This is a genomic window from Streptomyces lancefieldiae (assembly GCF_031845825.1).
Lineage (GTDB): Bacteria > Actinomycetota > Actinomycetes > Streptomycetales > Streptomycetaceae > Streptomyces > Streptomyces lancefieldiae.
Genome location: NZ_JAVRFH010000077.1, coordinates 1 through 21274, shown reverse-complemented (window position 1 = coordinate 21274; position 21274 = coordinate 1). Strand labels below are relative to the sequence as shown.

The following is a 21274-nucleotide window of genomic DNA, read 5'->3' as shown; positions in this document are numbered from 1 at the left end:
CCTCCGACCTCTTCGACCACGCCACCGTGGAACGGCTCGCCCGGCGCCTGTCCGTCCTGCTCACCGCGCTCGCCCACGACCCCGACCAGAACCTCGGCGCCGTCGACCTCCTCACCGACGAGGAACGCGACGGGGTCCGCCACCGCTGGAACGACACCGCCACCCCCGTCGCCGCCACCACGCTGCCCCGGCTCTTCGCCGAGCAGGTCCGCCGCGCCCCCGACGCCACCGCCGTCCTCTTCGAGGACCAGCGGATCGGCTACGCCGCACTCGACGCCCGCGCCGCTCACCTCGCCCGGCATCTGGCCGCACGCGGAGCCCGGCCCGAGCGCGTCGTCGCCGTCGCCCTGCCCCGCTCGGTGGAGCTGCTGGTCGCCCTGTACGCCGTGCACAAGGCCGGCGCCGCCTACCTGCCCATCGACCCCGACTATCCGCAAGAACGCGTCGCCCTCATGCTCGACGACGCCCAGCCCGCCCTCGTGCTCACCCCCGAACTCCTCGCCGACCTCGAAGCCACCCCTGCCCCCGACTCCGTGCGCGAACTGCCCGAGGCCCGACCCGGGCACCCCGCCTACGTCATCTACACCTCGGGCTCCACCGGCCGGCCCAAAGGCGTCGTCGTCACCCACGCCGCGATCGTCAACCGACTGGCCTGGATGCAGGGCGCGTACGGCCTCGAACCCGGTGAACGCGTCCTGCACAAGACCCCGTCCAGCTTCGACGTCTCCGTGTGGGAGTTCTTCTGGCCGCTGATCACCGGCGCCACCCTGGTCGTCGCCCGCCCCGAGGGCCACAAGGAACCCGACCACCTCGCCACCCTGATCCGGCGTCACTCCGTCTCGACGGCCCACTTCGTGCCGTCGATGCTGGAGGCGTTCCTCGACGCCACCGACATCGCCGACTGCCGCTCCCTGCGCCGCGTCATATGCAGCGGCGAGGCGCTGCCCACCGCGCTCGCCGAACGCCTCGCCGCGGTCGGCACCGCCGAGGTGCACAACCTCTACGGCCCCACCGAAGCGGCCGTCGACGTGACCAGTCACCGCTTCGACCCGGCCGACGACGGTACGGGAGCCCCCGGGACCGCCGTCACCGTCCCCATCGGCCGCCCCGTCTGGAACACCGGCGTGCACGTCCTGGACGCGGCGCTGCGGCCGGTGCCGCCCGGAGTCCCCGGCGAGCTGTACCTCTCCGGTGTCCAGCTCGCCCGGGGCTACCTGGGCCGGCCCGGCCTGACCGCGGAACGCTTCACCGCCGCCCCCTTCGGGCCGCCCGGCAGCCGCATGTACCGCACCGGCGACCTCGCCCGGTGGCGCGCCGACGGAGTGGTGGAGTTCCTCGGCCGCGCCGACGACCAGGTGAAGGTCCGCGGCATACGCGTCGAACTCGGCGAGATCGAGGCGGTGCTCGCCCGGCACCCCGCTGTCCGACAGGCCGCCGTCGTGGTGCGCGAGGACCGGCCGGGCGACCAGCGCCTCGTCGCCTACGTCGTCGGCGGGGCGGACCTGGACGACGCGGACGGTACGGCCGGTCTGCGGGGCCACGCCGCCCGGACGCTGCCCGCCCACATGGTGCCGGGGCAGTTCGTACGCCTCGCCGAGCTGCCGCTGAGCCCCAGCGGCAAACTCGACCGCCGCCGCCTGCCCCGGCCCGTCCGAGCGGACACCACACCCGTGCGCGGTCCCCGGAACGGCCGCGAGGAGACCCTGTGCCGGCTGTTCGCGGAGACGCTCGGCGTGGAGACGGTCGGGATCGACGACGGCTTCTTCGACCTGGGCGGCCACTCCCTGCTGGCCACCCGCCTGATCGGCGGCATCCGCCGCGCCTTCGGCGTCGACCTCGGCATCCGAGCGCTGTTCGAGGCCCCCACCGTCGCGGGGCTCGCCTCCCGACTGGCCGACGACGCCCCCACGACCGGGGGACAGGCCGACGACTCGCTCTCCTGCGTGCTGCCCCTGCGCCCGCGCAGCGCCCTCGCTCACGCCGCACCGCTCTTCTGCGTCCACCCCGCGGCCGGGATCAGCTGGGTGTACGCGGGCCTGCTGCGCCATCTCGGGCCCGAACGCCCGGTGTACGGACTCCAGGCCCGCGGCCTGACGCCGCCGGAGCCTCCGGCGGACGGGCTCGACGCGATGGTCAAGGACTATCTCGCGGAACTCCGCTCGGTGCAGCCGGAAGGGCCGTACCACCTCCTGGGCTGGTCCTTCGGCGGGCTCGTCGCCCATGCACTGGCCACCCGGCTGCGCGCCGAGGGCCAGGAGGTCGCCCTCCTGGCGATCCTGGACGGCTACCCACACCTCACGACGGCACTCTCCGACACCGGCACGGGCGTCGGCACCGGCACCGGTGTCGCCGGCACGGGCGTCGGTGCGGGTTCCCGGGACGTCGACGTGGCGGGTTCCGGATCCGTCACCGAACCCGGTGGTGCACCCGCCGGACCCCGCTCCACCGCGGAGGAGGACGGTCTCCAGTCCGGCGCCGAGCCGAGCACCGATCCCGGCAGTGCCGCGCCCCGGCCCCCGTCCTGGACGGCAGGCGGTCCGCCGCCCGCCTCCTGCCCGCGGACGCTCGCCGCCCTGCTGGTGTCCCTCGGCCTCCCGGTCCCGGTCGACCCCCTGACCTTCGCCCGGTTCGAGGAGACCGTACGGGAGACCGGCGGTGCGCTCGCCCGGTTCGACGGCCCCGCACTCGTCGCCCTGGTGGAGGTGTTCTCCTCGAACGTCCGGCTGCGGCACGAGTTCGCCCCCGAACGCTTCGACGGCGATCTGCTGTTCTTCGCCGCCGCCGAGGGCCGCACCGGCCCCCGACCCCGACCCGAGGACTGGCGCCCGTACGTCGCCGGCCGGATCGACATCCACGAACTCCCGTGCGCGCACGGTGACATGACCCGCCCCGAGCCACTCGCGCTCGTGGCCGACGTACTCGTCGACCGGCTCACCCTGCCGACGGTGTGACGTTCCGACCCACCCGTCCCGATCCCTCCACCGCTCAGGAGAACCCGCATGCGGACCGACGACCACACCACCACCGTCCCCGTGACCGCTTCGGCCGCCGAGGCCGATGTGCGCCGCTACTACGAACTGGTCGACGCCGGTGACGTCCCCGGCCTGGTGGGCCTGTTCACCCCGGACGCCACCTACCACCGGCCGGGCTACGAGCCGTTCGCGGGACACGAGGGCCTGACCCGCTTCTACAGCGCCGACCGCGTCATCCGGACCGGACGGCACACGCTCACCAAGATCGTCATGGATGGCCCCGACGTCGCCGTGCACGGCGAGTTCAACGGCGAACTCCACGACGGCACCGCGGTGCGGCTGCGCTTCGCCGACTTCTTCCAGCTCACCCGGGACGGCAGGTTCAGCCGTCGCGACACCTTCTTCTTCGCCCCGCTCGTGTGACCGCCGCGCGGCACCCCCGTCCGGTGCCGCGCCACCCCTCCTCCCACCGTCACGTAACGAACTCGTCCCGGAAGGACTCACCATGACCGTCACCTTCGACCAGAGCCCCGCCGTGCCCGCGCCCCGGCCCGTCCGCTCCCCGGGCCACGGCGACGCGTTCACCGACCACATGTACACGCTGTCCTGGAACCCGACGGACGGCTGGCACGAGGCCGGGCTCACGCGGCTGCACGACCTCACCCTGCACCCCGGGACGATCGGCCTGCACTACGCCCAGGTCATCTTCGAGGGCCTCAAGGCCCACCGGCAGGCCGACGGCGGGGTGGCCGTGTTCCGGCCGTGGGACCACGCCCGCCGCTTCCGGCGCTCCGCCCGCCGCCTGGCCATGCCGGAGCTGCCCGAGGAGACCTTCGTCGACTCCATCGAGCAACTGCTCCGCGCCGACCAGGGCCTGCTTTCCGACGACCCGAGCCACAGCATCTACCTGCGGCCCCTCATGTTCGGCTCGGACGCCAACCTGATGCTCCGTCCGTCCCACACCTACCAGTACCTGCTCATGGCGTTCGTCGCGGGCGGCTTCTTCGGCAAGGGCCTGGAGACGGTGTCGGTGTGGGTCAGCCACGAGCACAGCCGCGCCATCCCGGGCGGCACCGGCGACGTCAAGTGCGCCGGGAACTACTCCGGTTCGTTCGTCGCCCAGCTCCAGGCCCAGGAGGCCGGCTGCCAGCAGGTGGTATGGCTGGACCCGGTGGAGCGCACCTGGGTCGAGGAGATGGGCGGCATGAACCTGTTCTTCGTGCGGGGCACCGGCCCCGGGGCCGAGATCGTGACCCCGTCCCTGAGCGGCTCACTCCTTCCCGGCGTCACCCGCGACACCCTCCTCGGGCTCGCGGAGGGGCTGGGCTGTGTCGCCCGGGAGGAGAAGGTCTCCCTGGACCAGTGGCGCCGCGAATGCGCGCAGGGCCGCATCACCGAGGTGTTCGCCTCCGGCACCGCCGCCGTCGTCACCCCCGTCGGCCAGGTCAAGGACCGCGACGGCGACTGGACGATCGGCGACGGGACCCCCGGCCCCGTCACCCTCGCCCTGCGCGACGCCCTGGTGGACCTGCACCACGGCACCGCCCCCGACCCCAACGGGTGGCTCCACCAAGTCTCCTGACGGCACCGTGGCCCGTCCGAACGCGGAGCCGACACGACGGAGCGCGGGGCCGGTGAGCGCGCTCACCGGCCCTCCGCCCTTGCGGCTGGTTGCCGCCTCGCGCGCCCCGCCGTGGTCGGTGCCCGGTTCAGGACGCCGGGTTCGGGGGCGCAGAACGAGCCACCACCAGCCCGGCCGCGTCGGCCGTGTGGACGTTCAGGAAGAAGTGGCCGCGCGGATAGACGCTGAGCGAGTGCGAGCCGGTGGTGTGCCGACGCCAGTCCGCCGGCTCGTCCCCCGCGGTGCGGGGGTGGTCAACGAGACCGGGGGCAGCTGTTCCTGGGCATGGGACGAGATGATGGCGCTGCCGCAGCAGGAAGCCTCGCCGGGACGGTGAAGGACCACCGGTCCGTCGTCAGGTGGGGGGTGGAGCCGGCGGACAGGACGGGGAAGGACTCGGTCGGGTACTGGCCCGGGGGCAGCCGCCCTTCGAAACGGTGGGTCTTGCCACGGAATCCCGGTGAGAAGCTGTTCATCGTCTACTCCTCCCGTACGAGGTCCGCTTTTGTGTGCTCATGGTCGAGACCGGATGGGGCATGGGCGGGTGCAGGTCGTGCCCGAAGGCGCGGGCGTCCCCCGGAACCGATGCCTGCTCCCAGGGGAGCAGGCGCGCGGTCCAGGCCCCGAAGGGGGCGGTGTGACCACCGGCCATGGCGCCTCCTGCCGGAGGGAAGGGCGGTGGGCGAAGTGCGACGAACGGTGCCGGCCGCCTTCGGGTACGTCGGCTGCCGGCACTACATGCTCGTCGGCGGGGCGTTCGCTGCGACCCGGTCTGCCAGGCCGTCACGGACCCGCGTCGCCGTCCCGCTCGGCACGGGTGGGCACCTGGTCCCCGCCATGTGCCTGCCCGGCCGAATGCGCGGTATGCGGCGCGCGGCCGGTGCGTGGGGCGTCACCGGACGGCTCAAGCCGATTCTGCTTGTGTCGGCTTGTCTGCCGCCCGGGCCGCGGCGCGTGGCGCCGGCCGGGACCCGGGCGGTGACGCGCCGGTGTCACTTCTTGAGGAACTCCAGGAGGTCCGCGTTGAACTTCTCCTTGTCACCCGGCACCAGCGCGATGCCGTGTGAACCGCCCTCGTAGACCTTCAGCTCCGCGTCGGCGACGAGCTTGGCGGTCTTGCGGCCGGTCGCGTCGATCGGGACGACCTGGTCGTCGTCACCGTGGACGACGAGAGTGGGGATGTCGAACTTCTTGAGGTCCTCGTGGAAGTCCGTGGCCGCGAAGGCGTCCACGCAGGCCACGCCGCCTTCGATGGTCTCCTGCATGGCCATGTACCAGAAGGCGTCCTTGTTGCCCTGCGTGACCTTGTTGCCGGGCCGGTTGGCGGAGAAGAACCCTTCGGCGGTGTCCTTCCAGAACTGTGAGCGCTCCTTGAGGATGCCGGCCTTGATGTCGTCGAACACCGACTGCGGGACGCCCTCGGGGTTGTCCGGACCCTTGAGCATCAGCGGCGGGATCGCCGAGAGCAGGACGGCGGAGCGGATCCGGGCGGTGCCGTGGCGGCCGATGTAGCGGGCCAGTTCGCCGCCGCCCATCGAGTGGGCGACCAGCGTGGCATCCCGCAGGTCCAGGCCGGTGATGAGGTCGTTCAGGTCGTCGGCGAAGGTGTCGAAGTCGTACCCGTCGTAGACCGGTGTCGACCTGCCGTGGCCGCGGCGGTCGTGCGCGATACCGCGGTACCCGGCGTCGGCCACCGCCTTGAGCTGGTCCTGCCAGGCGTCACCGTTCAGCGGCCAGCCATGGATGAACACGACCGGGCGGCCCTTGCCCCAGTCCTTGTAGAAGATCTCGACACCGTCACGTGTGGTGCAGACGGGCATGGTGCCTCCTGGGTGATGCGGGCCCGCCGCGGTCGGCAGGCGGGCCGGTGAATGGGAGAGCGTCGTCGGTCAGCCAACGCTCGCTTGCGGTTCGCCGCGAGCGGCGTTCCGGCGAACGGGCTGTGGATGGTTGGGCCGGGTGACGGTCCGCGTCCCGGTGGGAGGGAGGCCGGTGGTGCCCCGCTCGGCGTGGGGCACCACCGGCCGGCTCGTGCCGGCCGCGGGGCGCGGCTCTACCGGTGCAGGGCCTGGCGGAGGGCGGCGGTGGTCTTGTCGACGGCGTCCTTGGCGGACTCGGTGTTGCGCAGCGCGTCGAGCATCATGAAGTCGTGCAGGATCCGCGGGTAGTGGTGGTGCTCGACGGGGACGCCCGCGGCGCGGAGTTTCTCGACGTACGTCTCGGCGCCGGAGAGCAGGACGTCGGAGTCGGTGATGACGATGGCCGGGGGCAGGTCGCTCAGCTGAGCCTCGGTGGCCTTGTTCGGTGAGGCCAGTGGGTTCTCGCGGTCAGCCTGGGTGGGGGCGTACTCGTCCCAGAACCACTTCATGTTGACCGTGGAGAGCCAGCAGTTCGTTGCGAACCGCTGGTAGGACGGGGTGTCGAAGTTGGCTTCGGTGACGGGGTAGAGCAGGGCCTGCTTGCGGAACTCCACGCCGCCCTTCTCCTTGGCCATCATGGTCACCGCGGTGGCCATCTGGCCGCCTGCCGAGTCACCGGCGATGGCCAGCCGGCCGCCGTCGACACCGATCTCCCGGCCGTGCTCAGCGACCCACTTCGAGGCCGCGTAGGCCTGCTCGATCGCCACCGGGTGGCGCGCCTCCGGGGAGGGCGTGTAGTTCACGAAGACGACGGCCGCTTTCGCACCGGTGGCGAGCTGGCGCACGAGGCGGTCGTGGGTCTGGGCGTTGCCCAGCACCCAGCCTCCGCCGTGGACGTAGACGAGGCCGGGCAGGGTGCCCTTGGCGCCCTTGGGCTTGACGATGCGCAGCGACACCTCGCCGGTGGGTCCGCCCTTGATCGTCTTCTCGGTGATGTCGACGGGGAGCTTCTCCACCGGGCCGGCCTGGAGGCCGTTCAGGACGTCCCGGGCCTGCTGGAGGGTCATCTCGGACAGCGGGGGGCTGTTCTCGGCGGCGAGCTTGTTGACGAAGTCCTGGGCGTCGCGCTCCAGGGCGACGGACGGCCGGCCGCAGGACACGTCGTCGGCCGACGTTCCACTGCCGGCGTCGCCGCCGGTGATGACACTGGCGGGCGCAGGAGCGGCGGCCCCCGGGACCGCGGCGTAGCCGGTGAGAACGGCGCCGGCGGCCACCGCCACCGAGGCGGCACGAAGGACCCTACTGCGGTCCATACTGCGGTTGCGTCCGTCGGGTGCGTGCATGAGATCAGATCTCCTTCGGGTGAACGTGATCCCCCACCCGCACAGCTTCTGGAGATGTCTTGCTCTTCGGCCACCCGGTGCGGGCCGAAGGGGTGAAGTTGCCGCACCGAACGGATGAGAACCGTACCGGCGGGTGTTTGATCCGGCGCGCCGGCGGCAAAAGAGCGCGACTTGGCCCGACCGCCTGGAAAGGGCCGTGTGGCGGCCGCACCGTCGAGACCTTTCAGCCAGATGCAGGAGACCGGCCTCAACCCCGAGTCGCAGGCCGCCGTCCATCCTGCGCCGGCTTGCACCTTCCGGCCGGCAAAAGGCCGTGCCCGCAGGCACCCCGCTGCCGCCTCCTTGGCCCTGTTCTCCCCAAGCTACGGCGAGGCGACAAGCAAGTCGGCATGGGCCCGCCTCGACGGCTGGCCTGGACCGGCGCCTGCACCACCTTCAACCGCTCCCTGCCCCGCAATCGCACCAGCCACAGAACCTAACGAAGCACTACCAACGCCATCGTGTCCGCTCACGTACCCAATCCAGCGCGGCTTCGCCCTGAGCGCGCTGGAAGCCCCGCACTGCCGGCAGCCCCGGCGGTGGTGTGTGGATGGACTGACGAAGGAAGTAGCCGGTCACAGCGATGAGTACGCTGGTCACGTCGTCGGGGTTGGCAGCGCGGGCGAAGAGATGCTGATCCGGGAGACGCATGGCGTCCGGGGTGCCCTGCGTGATCACACTGGGGCCCATCAACACGATGTCACACCATGAAGCACCGACTGCGGCCCACGGCCAGTCGACAACCATGACGCGGTCATCGGTCAGCAGCACGTTGTCCGCACGCAGATCGCCGTGGATCAAGGCACTACCGGCTGCAGCGGTGATCCTGGCAGCTTCTCGGTCGGCTAGACGTCCCAGATTGCGTCGCGCCCAGGGGTCGAGCCAAGCCAGGACATCCGCCCCCTCCGCAAAGGCGGCGGCAAGCCGACGCCAGCCTTGGAACTGGCCTTGGCCCGGTTCTGTGCGGGCGGTGTCGGCGAACAGGTTGGTGGACGCACCCTGGCCGTTGGAGTACGCCTCACGATGCTGCGCCGACCACGCGGACGCACCGACTGGCAGCGCGCGTTGACCGCGGCAGGCGACACTCACGGTGCTCCGGGATCTGGAGAAGGGGCAAAGCGTGCCGAGCACGTCCGCGCTCGTACGCTTCGCCCCTTCGTGCGGCCTTGACGCCACACAGGCGAGAGCAGGGTTGAGAACGCCGCACGAAACGGCGGCGCTCGCCCCCGTTCTTTCGGCACGATGCCGTGAGGCGCGGCTCAGGTCACAGCTGGAGCAGCACGCGGTGGGCGATGCTGGTGTCTCTCAGCGGTCTCAGCGCGAGGCGCACCAGGGCCAGTGCGTTGTCGTCGCCGGCGATGCGGTTGGCGCTGAGCTCATCACAGGACAAGCACTGATGGACGATCATCCACTCGCCGTCGGGCCGCACGGACATGCTCAGTGCCTCCATCCGTCCACGGCAGGTGGCGGCCCGGTCGCCGGGGATCCGGCGGTCGACGTGCAGGCTGGCCAGGCAGTTCGGGCAGTGGTTGCGGTGGGTGGTGCCGGGCGCGTCCAAGGACACGTCCAGTCGGCAGCCCACGCACCTGAAATCGCATCGCCGGTGCCCTCCCTGGCGGTGGAGGACGTCCTTGTGCCGCTGTGGCCGCCGTGCTCTCTGCGTACGTCTGCTGGAGTTGTTCGCTCGTCTCGGCATGGGGGTCTTCTCCTTCCGGCTCACAGGTTGCCGAACGCTTCGAGCGGGAACGGTGGTTGCGCCAGCGGCCGCACGGCCATACGCATCAGGATGAGCTGGTTGTCGTCGGGGCAGACGGGGTTGGAGGTCAGCTCGTCGCAACGCACGCAACGGTGGATGACCATCCAGTCGGCGGTGCGCAGCACGGCGACGGAGATCGGCGACATCCGGCCCTGGCATTGACTGGGGCCGCCGTCGGCGTGGTCGAGAACGTGCTGGGAGTACAGGCACGACGGGCAGTGGTTTCGCCGTGTGCCGTCGCCAGTGGTGGCGGACACCGTCAGGCCGCACCACGCACAGGTGAAAGTGCCGGCCAGAACGGTGTTCGGGGTGCTGGAGAGAGCCTTGTTGATACTGGACACCCGGAGGGCTCCTTGCTGAGAGTCGGTCATGACAGCAAGAGCAGGCCGAGCGGCCTCGACAAAGACGCGCCCCCCGTACGCCGCAGCGTGCGCGCGGGAACTACGGGGTGTGTGGGCAGGTCAGAACACCGGAAAGCCGCGTCCGGTAACCGTCCGAGTGGAACGAGGTCAGGACGACGTGATGGCTGGAGCGGTGCAGCGAGGCGCGCACGGCAGGGGCCGGGGCACAAAACTCACTCCCTTCCGGGGCACAGCAGGCCTGAGTGGTTCGACGGAACGCTCGAACAGTAGCAATGGCCCACAAGCGGGCGTCAACGGATTATCGGGCACGCCACCGCCGCGAAAGGGGAAAACATCTTCGGGCCCCGCATCGCCCGACCGGTCGCAGACGTTCAAGAAGATGCTAGGCTCCCTCCGGAAGTGGCGACCAGACCACTCGTGGAGATCGGAGGAGATGCGTGATGACGGTCGTGGTGACCACCGCTGTGTGCGGTGCCCGACTCGTTCGCATCTCTCGGGTCTCGGTCTGACCTTTCCTCTGCCGGCCTCCCCTCCGCGGGAGTGGTTTCGGCATGTCTGCCGTCCGGCGAGACCCCCACTCAAGGGTCTCTTCATTTGTTTCACCAACACGCTTCACACCCATCTGCTCTCTCCAGCTCTTCGCGCGTTCCGACACTGATCGACTACGGCTGGGACACGGAGCGTGAGCGGTCCTTCGCCCCGTCGAGGGCCGAGGGACTGGTCCCGGGCCGTGTCGTGCGGGCCGAGCGCGGTCTGTGCGACGTCGTCGCCGAATCCGGCCCCGTCCGCGCGATGGTCCTCCCCTCATCGGGCACCGGTGACCGGCTGACGCCGTGCACCGGCGACTGGGTGTCCGTCCGGCCGGCCGGCCCGGCGACCTCCGCCACCGTGCTGGAGGTTCTGGAGCGCCGGACCGCCGTGGTCCGCTCCGCCTCCTCGCGTACCTCCCAGGCCCAGGTCCTGGCCGCGAACGTCGACACCGTGGCGGTGGCCGCCTCCCTTGCCGACCCGCTCAAGCTCGGGCGGATCGAGCGGATGCTCGCCCTGGCCTGGGACAGCGGCGCCACCCCGGTGGTGGTGCTCACCAAGGCCGACCGGTCCACCGACCCCACCTCGGCGGTGTCCGAGGTGGCCGAGGTCGCCCCGGGCGTGGAGGTGCTGGTCACCAGCGCCACCACCGGCGAGGGCCTGGACATCCTGACCGCATTCCTGTCGGGCACGGTCGTCCTGCTCGGGCCCTCGGGCGCGGGCAAGTCCACCCTCGGCAACCGCCTGCTCGGCGAGGACCTCCTGGCCACCGGCGCGGTGCGAGGCAGCGACGGCAAGGGCCGGCACACCACCGCCTGGCGCGAACTGGTGCCGCTGCCCCACGGCGGAGTCCTGCTGGACACCCCGGGCCTGCGCGGCGTCGGCCTGCACGACGCCGACGAGGGCCTGGAGCACACCTTCGCCGAGATCACGGAACTGGCCCACACCTGCCGCTTCGCGGACTGCGCCCACACCGCCGAGCCGGGCTGCGCGGTGCTGGCCGCCGTCGAGGAAGGCCACCTCACCCGGCGGCGCCTGGACAGCTACCACCGGCTGCAGCGCGAGAACACCTATGCCGCCTCCCGCACCGACGCGCGGCTGCGCGCCGAGCTGGAACGGCCCCTGAAGCAGATCTCGCGCCAGGTGCGTGCCCTCAAGCAGTCCCCCCACTTCAAGGCATGACGGAAAGGAATACGGTCATGGACCTTCCCCGCATCTTCACCATCCGCGAGAGCAACCACCGCATCCACAACCCGCTGACCGCCGACAAGTTCGCCACCCTGGGCGCATCACTCCGCCTCCCCACCGGGACACGGGTGCTCGACCTGGCCAGCGGCTCGGGCGAAATGCTGTGCACCTGGGCCCGCGACCTGGGCTTCACGGGCACCGGAGTCGACATCAGCACGGTCTTCACCGAGCAGGCCCAGGCCCGCGCCGCCGAACTCGGCGTCGCCGACCAGGTCGAATTCATCCACGGAGACGCCGCCGGCCACATTGCCGACCAGCCGGTCGATCTGGCCGCCTGCGTCGGCGCCACCTGGATCGGCAACGGCGTCGCCGGAACGACCCAACTGCTCGACCGCAGCCTGCGCCCGGGAGGAATGATGCTGATCGGCGAACCGTTCTGGCGGCAGACCCCTCCGGACGAGGAGACCGCCAAGGCGTGCCACGCCACCTCCATCGCCGACTTCCTGCTCCTGCCGGAACTGATCGAGCAGTTCCAGGGACTCGGGTACGACGTCGTGGAAATGATGCTGGCCGACCAGGACAGCTGGGACCGCTACGCCGCGGCCCAGTGGCTCAGCATGCGCCGCTGGCTCGATGAGAACCCGGACGACGAACTCGCCCCCGAAGTACGGGAAGAACTCACTACCGAGCCCGCCCACTACGCTCGCTACGGACGTGAGTACCTCAGCTGGGGCGTCTTCGCCCTCATGAAGCGCTGACACCCCCGTCCCCTGTGGGGCCCAGACATCATCCCGTCCGGGCCCCGCACGGGACACATCGTCACTGCGGTGCTCAAGCCGACGGCAAGAGCGAGCCGACACCCGCCCCCTCCGTGCAGCCCACAGATGTGGGTCGTCGCCGAGCCGCTGGCGGCAGTAGTCAAAGAAGGGCGTGAACGCGTCCGGCGACTGGCGCCGATATCCCGGGACTCGCTCGCCGTTCAGACAGGCACGAATCCGGCCCACCAACCGGTTCTCCCAGTGGGTCGGCTTCGGCAACAAGGGCGTCCTCGCCGACAACGACCCCATCGAGCGGGAGAAGGCGATGAAGTTCAACGCCCTGCTCACCAGCGCGGTGATCTTCCACAACGCCCTGGACATCGCGGAGATCGTCCGCCAACTCCTCGATGAAGGTTGGGAGATCGACCCCGAGGGCCTGGCTCACATCTCGCCGTACGTGACCGAGCTCATCAAACGGTTCGGCGAGTACTCCACCCACGAACTCGGCATCCAGCCCGAGGCGTACGACCCGAAACTCGACGTCGACTCCACCCGGCTCCGCCGCCAGGACCCGCACGCCGAGGGCTTCGGAACAGCTGCCTGATCAGGCGAAGCCGGGCGGCAGGCGCGCGGGATCCCGTCGGCTGTGCGCTCATCGGTGGCCGCACCACGACAGGGGGCGGAGCTGGGTGTGGAGTCCTCGTCAAGCGACGGCTCCCTTCGGGTAGTGGCGGCGCAGGTTGGTGGCGAGGATGCGGTCGAGCGTGCGGTCGGGCAGGATCCGGACCAGGCGGGTGATCAGGGCGGCGTCCCGGCCGGCGGTGTAGCGGGTGCGCGGCTTGCGGGTTGTCACGGCCTTCGCGATGACCCGGGCGGCGGCGTCGGCGGTCAGGCCCGATGCGGTGCCCGTGGCCATCAGTTTGTTGTTCGCCTGGACCAGGCTGCCGTAGCGCTCGTCCTGCTCCGGCGTCATCCGGAGGGCCAGTTCGTTCGCCGCCTGGACCCCGCGTGCGGCCATCTCCGTGCGGACGCCGCCGGGTTGGACCACGACCACCTGTACGCCCAGCGGCGCGATCTCACGGCGGAGCGAGTCGCTGACCGCCTCCAGGGCGAACTTCGTGCCGGCGTACGCGCCGTATGTGGCCATGGCGGCCGTGCCGCCGACCGAGCTGATGTTGATCACGCGTCCCTTGCTGCGCAGCAGCGCGGGCAGGAGCGCCTGAGTGACGGCGATGTGGCCGAACAGGTTGACTTCGAACACGCGCCGCCACTCCGCGAGTGGCAGGGCTTCGACCGCGGCGTTCACCTGGATGCCGGCGTTGTTGACGATCGCGTGCAGCGCGCGCGGGTCGTCGGCGACGCGCGCGGCGAGTGCCTCCACCTGCTCGGCTTGGGTGATGTCGAGGATGACCGGCTCGATGCCAGTCGATCGGATGGAGTCGGCGTCACAGGCGCGTCGCACGCCGGCCAGGACGTGGAACCCCTGACGGGCCAGTTCGCGGGCGGCCGCCGCGCCCATGCCCGTGGAGGCGCCGGTTACGACGATCAGCTTCTGGGCTTCAGATGACGTTGTCACCTGAGCTACGTTACCAATTCAGATGACGACGTCAACTGAATGTATGATGGGTGCCATGGTCACCCGTGCGGAATCCGCCGCCCTCACCCGCCGCGCTCTGCTCGACGCGGCCGCCGAGCTCCTCGACCTCGGCGGCCCCGAAGCCGTCACCCTGCGCGAGGTCGGCGCGCGGGCAGGCGTGACGCGGGGAGCGCCGTACCGGCACTTCATGGGCAAGGACGGCTTGCTGGATGCCGTCGCGACCGAGAGCTGGGTGCGGATCGGCGACCAGGTGCACGCCCTGCGGACCGACCCGGCCCTGACGGCCTCCGAGAAGCTGTGCGGTGCTCTCCGCGCGCTCATCGGTGTCGGCCGGGACCAGCCGTACAGGTACCAGTTGTTGTTCAAGCGGCCCGGGCACGGCCCGGGAGAGCGCGGTGAAGGGCTCGACCGCGTCATGCGTCAGCTCTGCGGACCGGAGGGCGACCCCGCCGCAGCCGTCCGCGCATCAGTGCGCTTTCAGGACGAGTTCCTGGCCATCGTCGCCGCCCTCGTGGGGGAGCGGAACGCACGCCACTACGGAGCCCTACTGCTGGCCGGCGCCCACGGCATCGCAGACATGGAACTCGGCGGCCACCTGGGCGAGGACACATGGCACACCACCGCCGACGAGCTCGTCGACACCCTCGTCCGCCTGGTCGCGGACACCGGCGAAACGACATGGCAACGCCCACGCCCCGTCGACGGCAGACTCCCCGCCCCCTGAGTCAGCGCCCACGACGGCGGCTGACGAACCGCACCAGCTCGATTGCTGAGCGCGATGTCCTCCGCGGGCCGGTCACCGAGCAACGACGAAGGCCTTCGTGCAATGCGCTGTTCCAGCAGGGTTCGGAAGAGAGCCGTCGGGCTTGCCCGGCCCGGACTGGCCGGCTGCTTCTGCGAAGCACCTTCCGCAGTGCCGCTGCCGTCCGCGCGGGAACGCCTCGTCGTGCTCCTTGACTGCCCTTGGGCGGGGCGCCGCGCATTCTCATCTGGTCGCGAGTGTCTTCCAGACTCCCGGCGGGTGCTCGGCCGACGTCAGCCACAACTGCGGTGGGGACTGCCGGTATCGCTCGCCAGGTCGGTTACGAAGGTGACCCAGTCCCGCACGGTGTCCGGGCCGGCCTCTTTCCCGTCGATCCAGCGGTAGACCGACCACACCGCGGGAGGGCGTCGGTGGGCGACCCTGCGTGGACGGTTCGGATTGGGCAGGGAGATGGGGCGCCAGGCGGGGCTTCTCCTTCCGGACGGACTGCCCGTCGTTGCGCGGAACGCGCACCAGCAGGTCCTCGCCCAGCTGGTACAGGGGTTTGTCCGTGCCCGCGCCAGCGGCCGACAACGGCAGGTCGGCCCATCCCGGGCACTGCGCCTTCAGCAGGAACCGGACCAGAGTCTCGTAGACCGGGATCTCGTTCCCATGAAGCGTCACACCGGGAGTCTCGTCCATCGCCATCGCCGCGGCCCCCGACTTTGACCACCAGTGATCCGGGTGCTGGAAGATCCCGTACCAAATGCCGCGAGGGCACCGCATCCGTGCGGCAACGACCTCGCGCGAAAGGGCGGTTGTCAGTCCGTCGCTCTATGGTCGCCCGTGTCCGTGATCGACGGCCGGCGTCCGAGACGTCGTACGTACTACTCCACAGGGGAGAACTGTGTCATCCAGACGTGAACAACCCACAACACGCCAGACGTTCCGCGTCGGCCGGGTGGTGCGGGGGGCTCTGTCGCTCGCCGTGCTCACCGGCGGAGCGCTCGTCCCCGTCATGACCGGCACCGCGTCCGCGGCGGTCGGCGGACACGCCGCGGTGTCGGGCCTCACCGGTGACTTCAACGGTGACGGCCATGTGGACCTCGTCGCCTCGGCCCCCGACGCGACGGTCGACGGCGCGGCGGGCGCCGGCGTCGTCACGGTCGCCTTCGGCTCCGCGGCCGGGGCGGGCGTCGAGCAGGGCGACCGAGCCGCCTTCAGCCAGAACACGGAAGGCGTGGGCGGGGAGGCGGACGCCGGGGACCACTTCGGCTTCTCGGTGGCCGTGGCCGACTTCGACGGCGACGGCTATGACGACCTCGCGGCGGGCGTCCCGGGCGAGGACGTCGCGGGCGAGGCGGAGGCCGGCTCGGTCCAGATCCTCTGGGGCTCGGCGGACGGCATCGCGGGCAGCACCACCCTCACCGACCCCGCGACCCAGAACCACCAGGCCCACGGGCGGACCCTCGCCGCGGGTGACTTCAACGGTGACGGCAGGGCAGACCTGGCGACCGGCAACACCTCACCCGAGACGTGGCTGTACGCGGGCGGCTTCACCAGGGAGGGAGGCAACGGCGGGACCTACCCGCTGGGCTACCTGTACACCTGGAACGGTGAGGTCACCGCCCTTACAGCCGGTGACGTCACCGGTGACGGCGCCGACGACCTGCTGGTCAATCACCGCAGCCTCTACCGGAGCGGCGCCGGGGACTCCGGTGCGCTCGGCCTGAATCCCTCCCCCTACGACCTGGCCGCCCGCGGCTACGCGTCCGCCTTCGGTGATTTCAACGGCGACGGCTACACGGACGTCGTCACCGCACGCGACTACAAGGGCGGCGAGATCAACTACGTTCCGGGCGGCCCCGCTTCCGCGACGGACCCAACCTGGACGGGGAACTACGACCGCTCCTACACCATGAACCAGGCTGATTTCGGCGCGCCCGGCGAGGACCGGATCTACGACCGCTACGGTGCCGGGCTCGCCGCGGGTGACATCAATGGTGACGGCTACGACGACCTTGTCGCCGGCGACCCCAATGAGGACACCGACGGCGAGACCGTCGCCGACGCCGGCCATGTCGTCGTCCTGTACGGCAACAGCATCGGGCTCGTCACCACCGGCCGGCAGGTCTTTGACCAGGGATCCGAGGAAATACCCGGCGAGAACGAGTCCGGTGACGAGTTCGGCGCGCAGCTGTTGCTGGAGGACTTCAACGGTGACGGCAGGAAGGACCTGACCATCGCGGCGCCGGGCGAGGACGGCGGCAGCGGCGCTCTCACCACACTGCTCGGATCGGACACTGGGCTCATCACGACCGGTGTCCGCACCCTGGACACGGCGTCGTACGGCCTGCTGGAGGCCGGGCGGCCGCGTCTGGGCAGCGGCCTGCAGGGCCACCCGCCCCTCACCCCTCAGCCGGTGCCGCCCGCCGGCTGATGACCGAAGCGGAGGCCGAGGAGCGAGGCCGAGGCTGAGGCCGGTTCGCAAGACGGCTGTTCCCGGGCAGGGCTTCCCCTGCCCGGGAATCACTTGCCCGGGGATCACTTGCCCGGAAATCACTTCAGATGCGCCTGGCCTACGGAAGGCCGGGCTCTGCGCGCGGACCTCGGCTTCCTCGGACACCGCATCCGCCGTGACACGCAGCCGCAGACGGGCTCCGCCAGGGAGTGGCGAGCGCGGCGGGCCCGGCCGTGCACGATGACAGCGTCCACGCCGGGCGCCCATGGGTCGCGGAGGGCCTGGTGTGCTTGGGACGCGTGGTCAGGAGAAGACGACGGAGCGCACGAGGAGGCGGTCGGAGGCGCCTGTGCCCGGGGGCAGGCTGTAGTAGGTGTCGCCGTCGCAGTCGGCTTCGAGGAAGACGGTGGCGGTGGCGTCGGTGCGGTTCTGGGGCGCTCGGGAAGGAGAGCCGGGCGTCGATCCGGGAGCGGGGAGGTTGATGCACTCACCGCTGGCGGGATTGTTCAGGAAGCCGACGGCTTCGTACCCCTCGGCAGTGGTGTAGGAGTAACGGAACTGGCCGGTCGCCGCCGATGCCGGGCCGGGGACGGCGATGAGCAGAACGAGAGCGCCGGCGGTGGCACCGGCGGCCGCTGCGATGGAGCGAAGAGACATGGGGGGATCCTCTCTTTCGATGGAGACAGCTCAGTGCCAGCGATGCCCGAGCCACTCGTGGGTAAGCGAGGGTTCCCTCGAACGGGCGAAGGCCGGATCGTTCTCGTAGCCGGATAAGGCTGTATGGCCGCCAGATGCCTCAAGAGCCGTCGAATCCTGCGGCCGACAGGCGGTGAGGTGCGGTATCCCCCGTTTGGCCGCATTCTGGTAGCGGCCCGCCCTCGTGCCACAGACCAACCTGCCGGGAGGTGCTGTGATCCTGTTTGCCCTGCTCCTGCCCGTGGTGATGATGGGTCTCCTCTTCGGCGTGACCGCCTTCGAAGAGCACCTGTTTCCGCCGCCGGACGGCACAGACGACGTAGGCCCGGCGCAGCGCGGCCGGGGAGGGCACCCCGAGCCCCCCGCCGGCTGAACGATGCGCGGGAAGGGGAGCGGGCTTGTCCACACACATGGCGGGCTGCTGCGGCCCGGTTCAGCGGGCGCCCGGCCGCAGGCAAGCCGGCACAGGTCCGAGCGATGAGCGCGTCGCGCTCGCCGGTGACCGGACCACCCCACAGGGTCGGAGTCGTCGGTGAGGTCTTCGACGTGGGCGTCGGCGGCGAGCGGGCGTACAGCGGCGGTGAGGTCGTCGGCAGTGATGCCGCCGTGCCAGGGCAGGGCAGAGTTTCGGCGCCGGCGACGTAGGGAACGCCGCTCTGCCCGGCCTCGCGCCAACGGCCTTCGACCATGATCAGCGGTCCCCCCCCCGGGGGGCGGAGCCGGGTGGTCCACTCGCGTAGCGCGGCCGGGGGGTCGGGCAGGGGCCACACCAGATGCCCGGAGAGCAGGACGTCGAAGTGTTCGTCGCCGGTGGGCGGGTTGGCGGCGTCACCGACGATGAAGCGGCTCTCCAGGCCAGCGGCGCGCAGCTCCGCCTGGGCCTGTTCGATCACGGCCTCGCTGTGCGGGCCGGGTGTGCGGTGTGGTGGTCGAGAGTGGCGTGCGGGTCGCCTTCGACGGGGGTGTGGTCGGTGTGGACGGTGGCTGCGGTCAGCCGAGGCACGGCGTGGATGAGGACGTGTTCGGCGGCGACCGCGATGCGGTGGGCCTGGACGACGGTCAACTCGGCGTCGACGACGATGTCGGCTTCGGCGCGCAGGGCGTGGCCGATCCACCGCATGCGCACCTGCCCGGTGTCGAGGACACCGTCGACGCTGCGCAGGGCGGTGTGGGCGGCGGTGACGAGGTCGGGGTCGACGCAGTCCATCAGGCGCCTGTAGACCTCGCGGGCGGCGTCCTTGAGGACCATCAGGATGGCGAGGGTGATGAGTAGGCCGACGACGGGGTCGGCGGCGCGCCAGCCAAGCGCGTTGCCGCTGGCTCCCAGCAGGACGGCCAGGGAGGTGAAGCCGTCGGTGCGGGCGTGCAGGCCGTCGGCGACCAGCGCTGCGGAGCCGATGCGGCGGCCGGTTCGGATGCGGTAGCGGGCCACCCATTCGTTGCCGACGAAGCCGGTGAATGCGGCGCCGGCCACCGCCCACAGGTACGTGATGTCGCGGGGGTTGAGGAGCCGGTCGACGGCCGCATAGGCGGCCAGGGCCGCGGATGCGGCGATGGTCGCGACGATAAAGATGCCGGCGAGGTCCTCGGCGCGGCCGTAGCCGTATGTGTAGCGGCGGTTAGCTGCCCGCCGGCCGAGGAGGAACGCGATCCCGAGGGGCACGGCGGTCAGCGCGTCGGCGGCGTTGTGGATGGTGTCGCCGAGCAGAGCCACTGACCCCGACAGGGCGACGATCACGGCCTGGACGACGGTGGTGAGCCCCAGGACGACCAGCGAGATCCACAGCGTGCGCATGCCCTCGCGGGAGGTCTCCATCGCCGTATCGACCTTGTCGGCGACCTCGTGGCCGTGTGGCTTGAGCAGATGCGCGAGCTGATGCCGCCGCACCCGTGCCGGCCGGGAGGCGCCGTGTGCGTGCCCGTGAACGGCGTCGGCATGGTCGTGCCGGTGTCCGTGATCGTGGCGGTCGTGTGTGTGGGTGTACTGGTTCCCCTCCATGAGGCTCACCGTGGCACACGGATTCGATTGCAGCTACAGCCGTCGTACACCCTGTGACCAGGTGCGTTGCGCTCGCAACTGCCCGTCCGGGGCAGCTGGTCGACAATGCCTGCTCAGGCGGCTCCGGTGCGGTGTGAGGAGGCTGCTTCGGCGGCTTCGTCCGGCCATGGGCCACGTTGGAAATGGTCCCGGAGCAGGGTGCGGTCCCAGGGGCGGCGGATCGCTGGAGTGCCGGTGTGGCCCACCGGTCACGCATCGCGCGTTCCTCGCGCTCACTGCACCGACAGCGTGGCCCCCGGGTGGTGTCGGGGGCGGGCCGTACCAACCGCAGACCACGATGCGCGCGCCGCTGCCCCCTGCGGGCCGCGGCGGCGAGCAGGAGGAACGGTCGGCTGCGCTCTAGACCGGCAGGGTGCGCACGGCCGCCGAACCGGACGGCGCCGAGCTCCGGGTATCCGTCGTTGCCGAGCAACACGACGAGGCAGCCCGGGCACAGACGACGCTTCTGCCCTTCCACCACGGCTCGGACAGCACCATCGAAGAGCGCCCGTGGATCCTGCACTGGTACCCCCGGGACCAGTTCGAGCAGCTGGCCACGACCGCCGGCCCGGCAGTGACCGCGGTCACCGATCCGGACGGCAAGCCCGCCCCGGTTGATGCCACCGACCCGCTGCACTTCAGGCTCCAAGCCACCTGACCACCTCCCCGGGTTCACCCTCCGCGACCGCTCCTCGAGATCTGTGCCAGAGCCGGGAACGGACACCACCTGTCGACGAGTTCGGGCAGGACTTGCCGATCACCGAGCCAGGTCGTTTGAGAGCGCTGGCCACTGGCGCTGTCAAACGACCCGGCAACCGCGTAGGTGAGCAGCCCACCACACGCCAGACGCAGTGCGACAGGACGATGCGGGTCGCGCCTGTACCTCGTTTGCGTTGAAACGCCGACGCCTGGAAGGCTAAGCGGCCGTGCCGGGAACAGTTGGTCGGGTCGGCACGGTTGCATCGAGCGAGGGACCGGCGCCGCACGGGTGGGGGAACACGGAGATCAGAGGGTCGTCCCGCCGCACCAGGATCTGGGCCCAGGAGCGGTACGCCCGCCGCGAGTCGGGCCAAGACGTATTTCTACAGGAGGACTGTTTCATGACTGACCGGCCGTTGACGCTCATGGCAGTACACGCCCACCCCGACGACGAGGCCACCGGAACCGGAGGGGTCCTCGCGCGGTATGCGGCGGAAGGCGTCCGCACGGTGCTCGTGACGTGTACCGACGGCGGTTGCGGTGACGGGCCGGGGGGCGTCAAGCCGGGCGATCCCGGGCATGATCCGGCGGCGGTCGCTCTGATGCGCCGTCAGG

The 21274-nt window shown here is 70.9% G+C and carries 20 protein-coding genes and 2 pseudogenes; 12 read left to right on the top strand and 10 right to left on the bottom strand.

Annotation, left to right across the window (positions count from 1 at the left end; translation table 11 throughout):
- The 3 genes from RM812_RS37610 to RM812_RS37600 form a co-directional block, all read left to right on the top strand.
- Positions 1-2951, top strand: a 2951-nt coding sequence (locus tag RM812_RS37610) for an amino acid adenylation domain-containing protein (RefSeq protein ID WP_311584500.1), incomplete at its 5' end; no start/stop codon positions are given.
- 48 nt (positions 2952-2999) lie between these two features.
- Positions 3000-3395 carry a nuclear transport factor 2 family protein gene (locus RM812_RS37605; protein ID WP_311584497.1) on the top strand — a complete coding sequence of 132 codons (396 nt, stop codon included), beginning with the start codon at positions 3000-3002 and terminating at the stop codon, positions 3393-3395.
- Between the two features lie 82 nt (positions 3396-3477).
- Positions 3478-4554: a branched-chain amino acid aminotransferase gene (locus tag RM812_RS37600; RefSeq protein WP_311584494.1), complete on the top strand. Its 1077-nt coding sequence runs from the start codon at positions 3478-3480 to the stop codon at positions 4552-4554.
- Positions 4555-4922: 368 nt separating this feature from the next.
- Here the strand turns inward: RM812_RS37600 and RM812_RS37595 are convergent.
- The 6 genes and pseudogenes from RM812_RS37595 to RM812_RS37570 all read right to left on the bottom strand — a co-directional run.
- Positions 4923-5069 (bottom strand): annotated as a pseudogene (locus RM812_RS37595) (sulfite oxidase-like oxidoreductase); the annotation flags it as partial.
- Between the two features lie 516 nt (positions 5070-5585).
- Entirely contained in the window at positions 5586-6413 is an 828-nt protein-coding gene (locus RM812_RS37590) for an alpha/beta fold hydrolase (RefSeq protein ID WP_311584491.1), read from the bottom strand.
- A gap of 233 nt (positions 6414-6646) precedes the next feature.
- Positions 6647-7795: an alpha/beta hydrolase gene (locus RM812_RS37585; RefSeq protein ID WP_311584488.1), complete on the bottom strand. Its 1149-nt coding sequence runs from the start codon at positions 7793-7795 to the stop codon at positions 6647-6649.
- A 486-nt stretch (positions 7796-8281) separates the two neighbouring features.
- Positions 8282-8965, bottom strand: a complete 684-nt coding sequence (locus RM812_RS37580) for a phosphotransferase (RefSeq protein WP_311584485.1) — start codon at positions 8963-8965, stop codon at positions 8282-8284.
- A 133-nt stretch (positions 8966-9098) separates the two neighbouring features.
- The gene (locus RM812_RS37575) at positions 9099-9530 is read right to left on the bottom strand and encodes an RNHCP domain-containing protein (RefSeq protein ID WP_311584483.1); all 432 of its coding nucleotides are present in this window, start codon (positions 9528-9530) and stop codon (positions 9099-9101) included.
- Positions 9531-9550: 20 nt separating this feature from the next.
- Positions 9551-9931, bottom strand: coding sequence for an RNHCP domain-containing protein (locus tag RM812_RS37570; RefSeq protein ID WP_394816571.1), 381 nt, complete (start codon positions 9929-9931; stop codon positions 9551-9553).
- Between the two features lie 615 nt (positions 9932-10546).
- Between RM812_RS37570 and rsgA the strand changes: the two genes are divergently transcribed.
- From rsgA to RM812_RS37555, 3 genes are all read left to right on the top strand, one after another.
- Complete coding sequence (gene rsgA / locus RM812_RS37565; RefSeq protein ID WP_311584480.1) at positions 10547-11662, top strand: ribosome small subunit-dependent GTPase A; 1116 nt, start codon at positions 10547-10549, stop codon at positions 11660-11662.
- A 17-nt stretch (positions 11663-11679) separates the two neighbouring features.
- On the top strand, positions 11680-12426 hold the full coding sequence (locus tag RM812_RS37560) for an SAM-dependent methyltransferase (protein WP_311584477.1): 747 nt from the start codon (positions 11680-11682) through the stop codon (positions 12424-12426).
- A gap of 172 nt (positions 12427-12598) precedes the next feature.
- Complete coding sequence (locus RM812_RS37555; RefSeq protein WP_311584474.1) at positions 12599-13030, top strand: Tn3 family transposase; 432 nt, start codon at positions 12599-12601, stop codon at positions 13028-13030.
- A gap of 99 nt (positions 13031-13129) precedes the next feature.
- Here RM812_RS37555 and RM812_RS37550 read toward each other — a convergent pair whose 3' ends face one another.
- Positions 13130-14002, bottom strand: coding sequence for an SDR family NAD(P)-dependent oxidoreductase (locus RM812_RS37550; protein WP_311584471.1), 873 nt, complete (start codon positions 14000-14002; stop codon positions 13130-13132).
- 55 nt (positions 14003-14057) lie between these two features.
- Here RM812_RS37550 and RM812_RS37545 point away from each other — a divergent pair, with 55 nt between their 5' ends.
- Complete coding sequence (locus RM812_RS37545; protein ID WP_311584467.1) at positions 14058-14747, top strand: TetR/AcrR family transcriptional regulator; 690 nt, start codon at positions 14058-14060, stop codon at positions 14745-14747.
- Between the two features lie 925 nt (positions 14748-15672).
- The gene (locus RM812_RS37540; RefSeq protein ID WP_311584464.1) at positions 15673-17205 is read left to right on the top strand and encodes an FG-GAP-like repeat-containing protein; all 1533 of its coding nucleotides are present in this window, start codon (positions 15673-15675) and stop codon (positions 17203-17205) included.
- A 324-nt stretch (positions 17206-17529) separates the two neighbouring features.
- Here RM812_RS37540 and RM812_RS37535 read toward each other — a convergent pair whose 3' ends face one another.
- Positions 17530-17883, bottom strand: a complete 354-nt coding sequence (locus tag RM812_RS37535) for a hypothetical protein (RefSeq protein WP_311584460.1) — start codon at positions 17881-17883, stop codon at positions 17530-17532.
- Positions 17884-18136: 253 nt separating this feature from the next.
- Here RM812_RS37535 and RM812_RS37530 point away from each other — a divergent pair, with 253 nt between their 5' ends.
- Together RM812_RS37530 and RM812_RS43175 are read left to right on the top strand one after the other, a co-directional pair.
- Complete coding sequence (locus RM812_RS37530) at positions 18137-18295, top strand: hypothetical protein (RefSeq protein WP_311584457.1); 159 nt, start codon at positions 18137-18139, stop codon at positions 18293-18295.
- Positions 18296-18399: 104 nt separating this feature from the next.
- A complete protein-coding gene (locus RM812_RS43175; RefSeq protein ID WP_394816570.1) occupies positions 18400-18567 on the top strand; it encodes a hypothetical protein in 168 nt (55 codons plus the stop codon).
- A gap of 119 nt (positions 18568-18686) precedes the next feature.
- On the opposite strand, the pseudogene RM812_RS43170 reads toward RM812_RS43175, so the two are convergent.
- Positions 18687-18815, bottom strand: a pseudogene (locus tag RM812_RS43170) (class I SAM-dependent methyltransferase); the annotation flags it as partial.
- Positions 18812-19921: a cation diffusion facilitator family transporter gene (locus RM812_RS37520; RefSeq protein ID WP_311584454.1), complete on the bottom strand. Its 1110-nt coding sequence runs from the start codon at positions 19919-19921 to the stop codon at positions 18812-18814. The pseudogene RM812_RS43170 and the gene RM812_RS37520, both read right to left, overlap by 4 nt.
- Before the next feature lie 412 nt (positions 19922-20333).
- Here RM812_RS37520 and RM812_RS37515 point away from each other — a divergent pair, with 412 nt between their 5' ends.
- Together RM812_RS37515 and RM812_RS37510 are read left to right on the top strand one after the other, a co-directional pair.
- A complete protein-coding gene (locus tag RM812_RS37515; RefSeq protein ID WP_311584451.1) occupies positions 20334-20618 on the top strand; it encodes a hypothetical protein in 285 nt (94 codons plus the stop codon).
- 442 nt (positions 20619-21060) lie between these two features.
- The coding region (locus RM812_RS37510; RefSeq protein ID WP_311571618.1) for a PIG-L family deacetylase at positions 21061-21274 on the top strand (214 nt) is incomplete at its 3' end.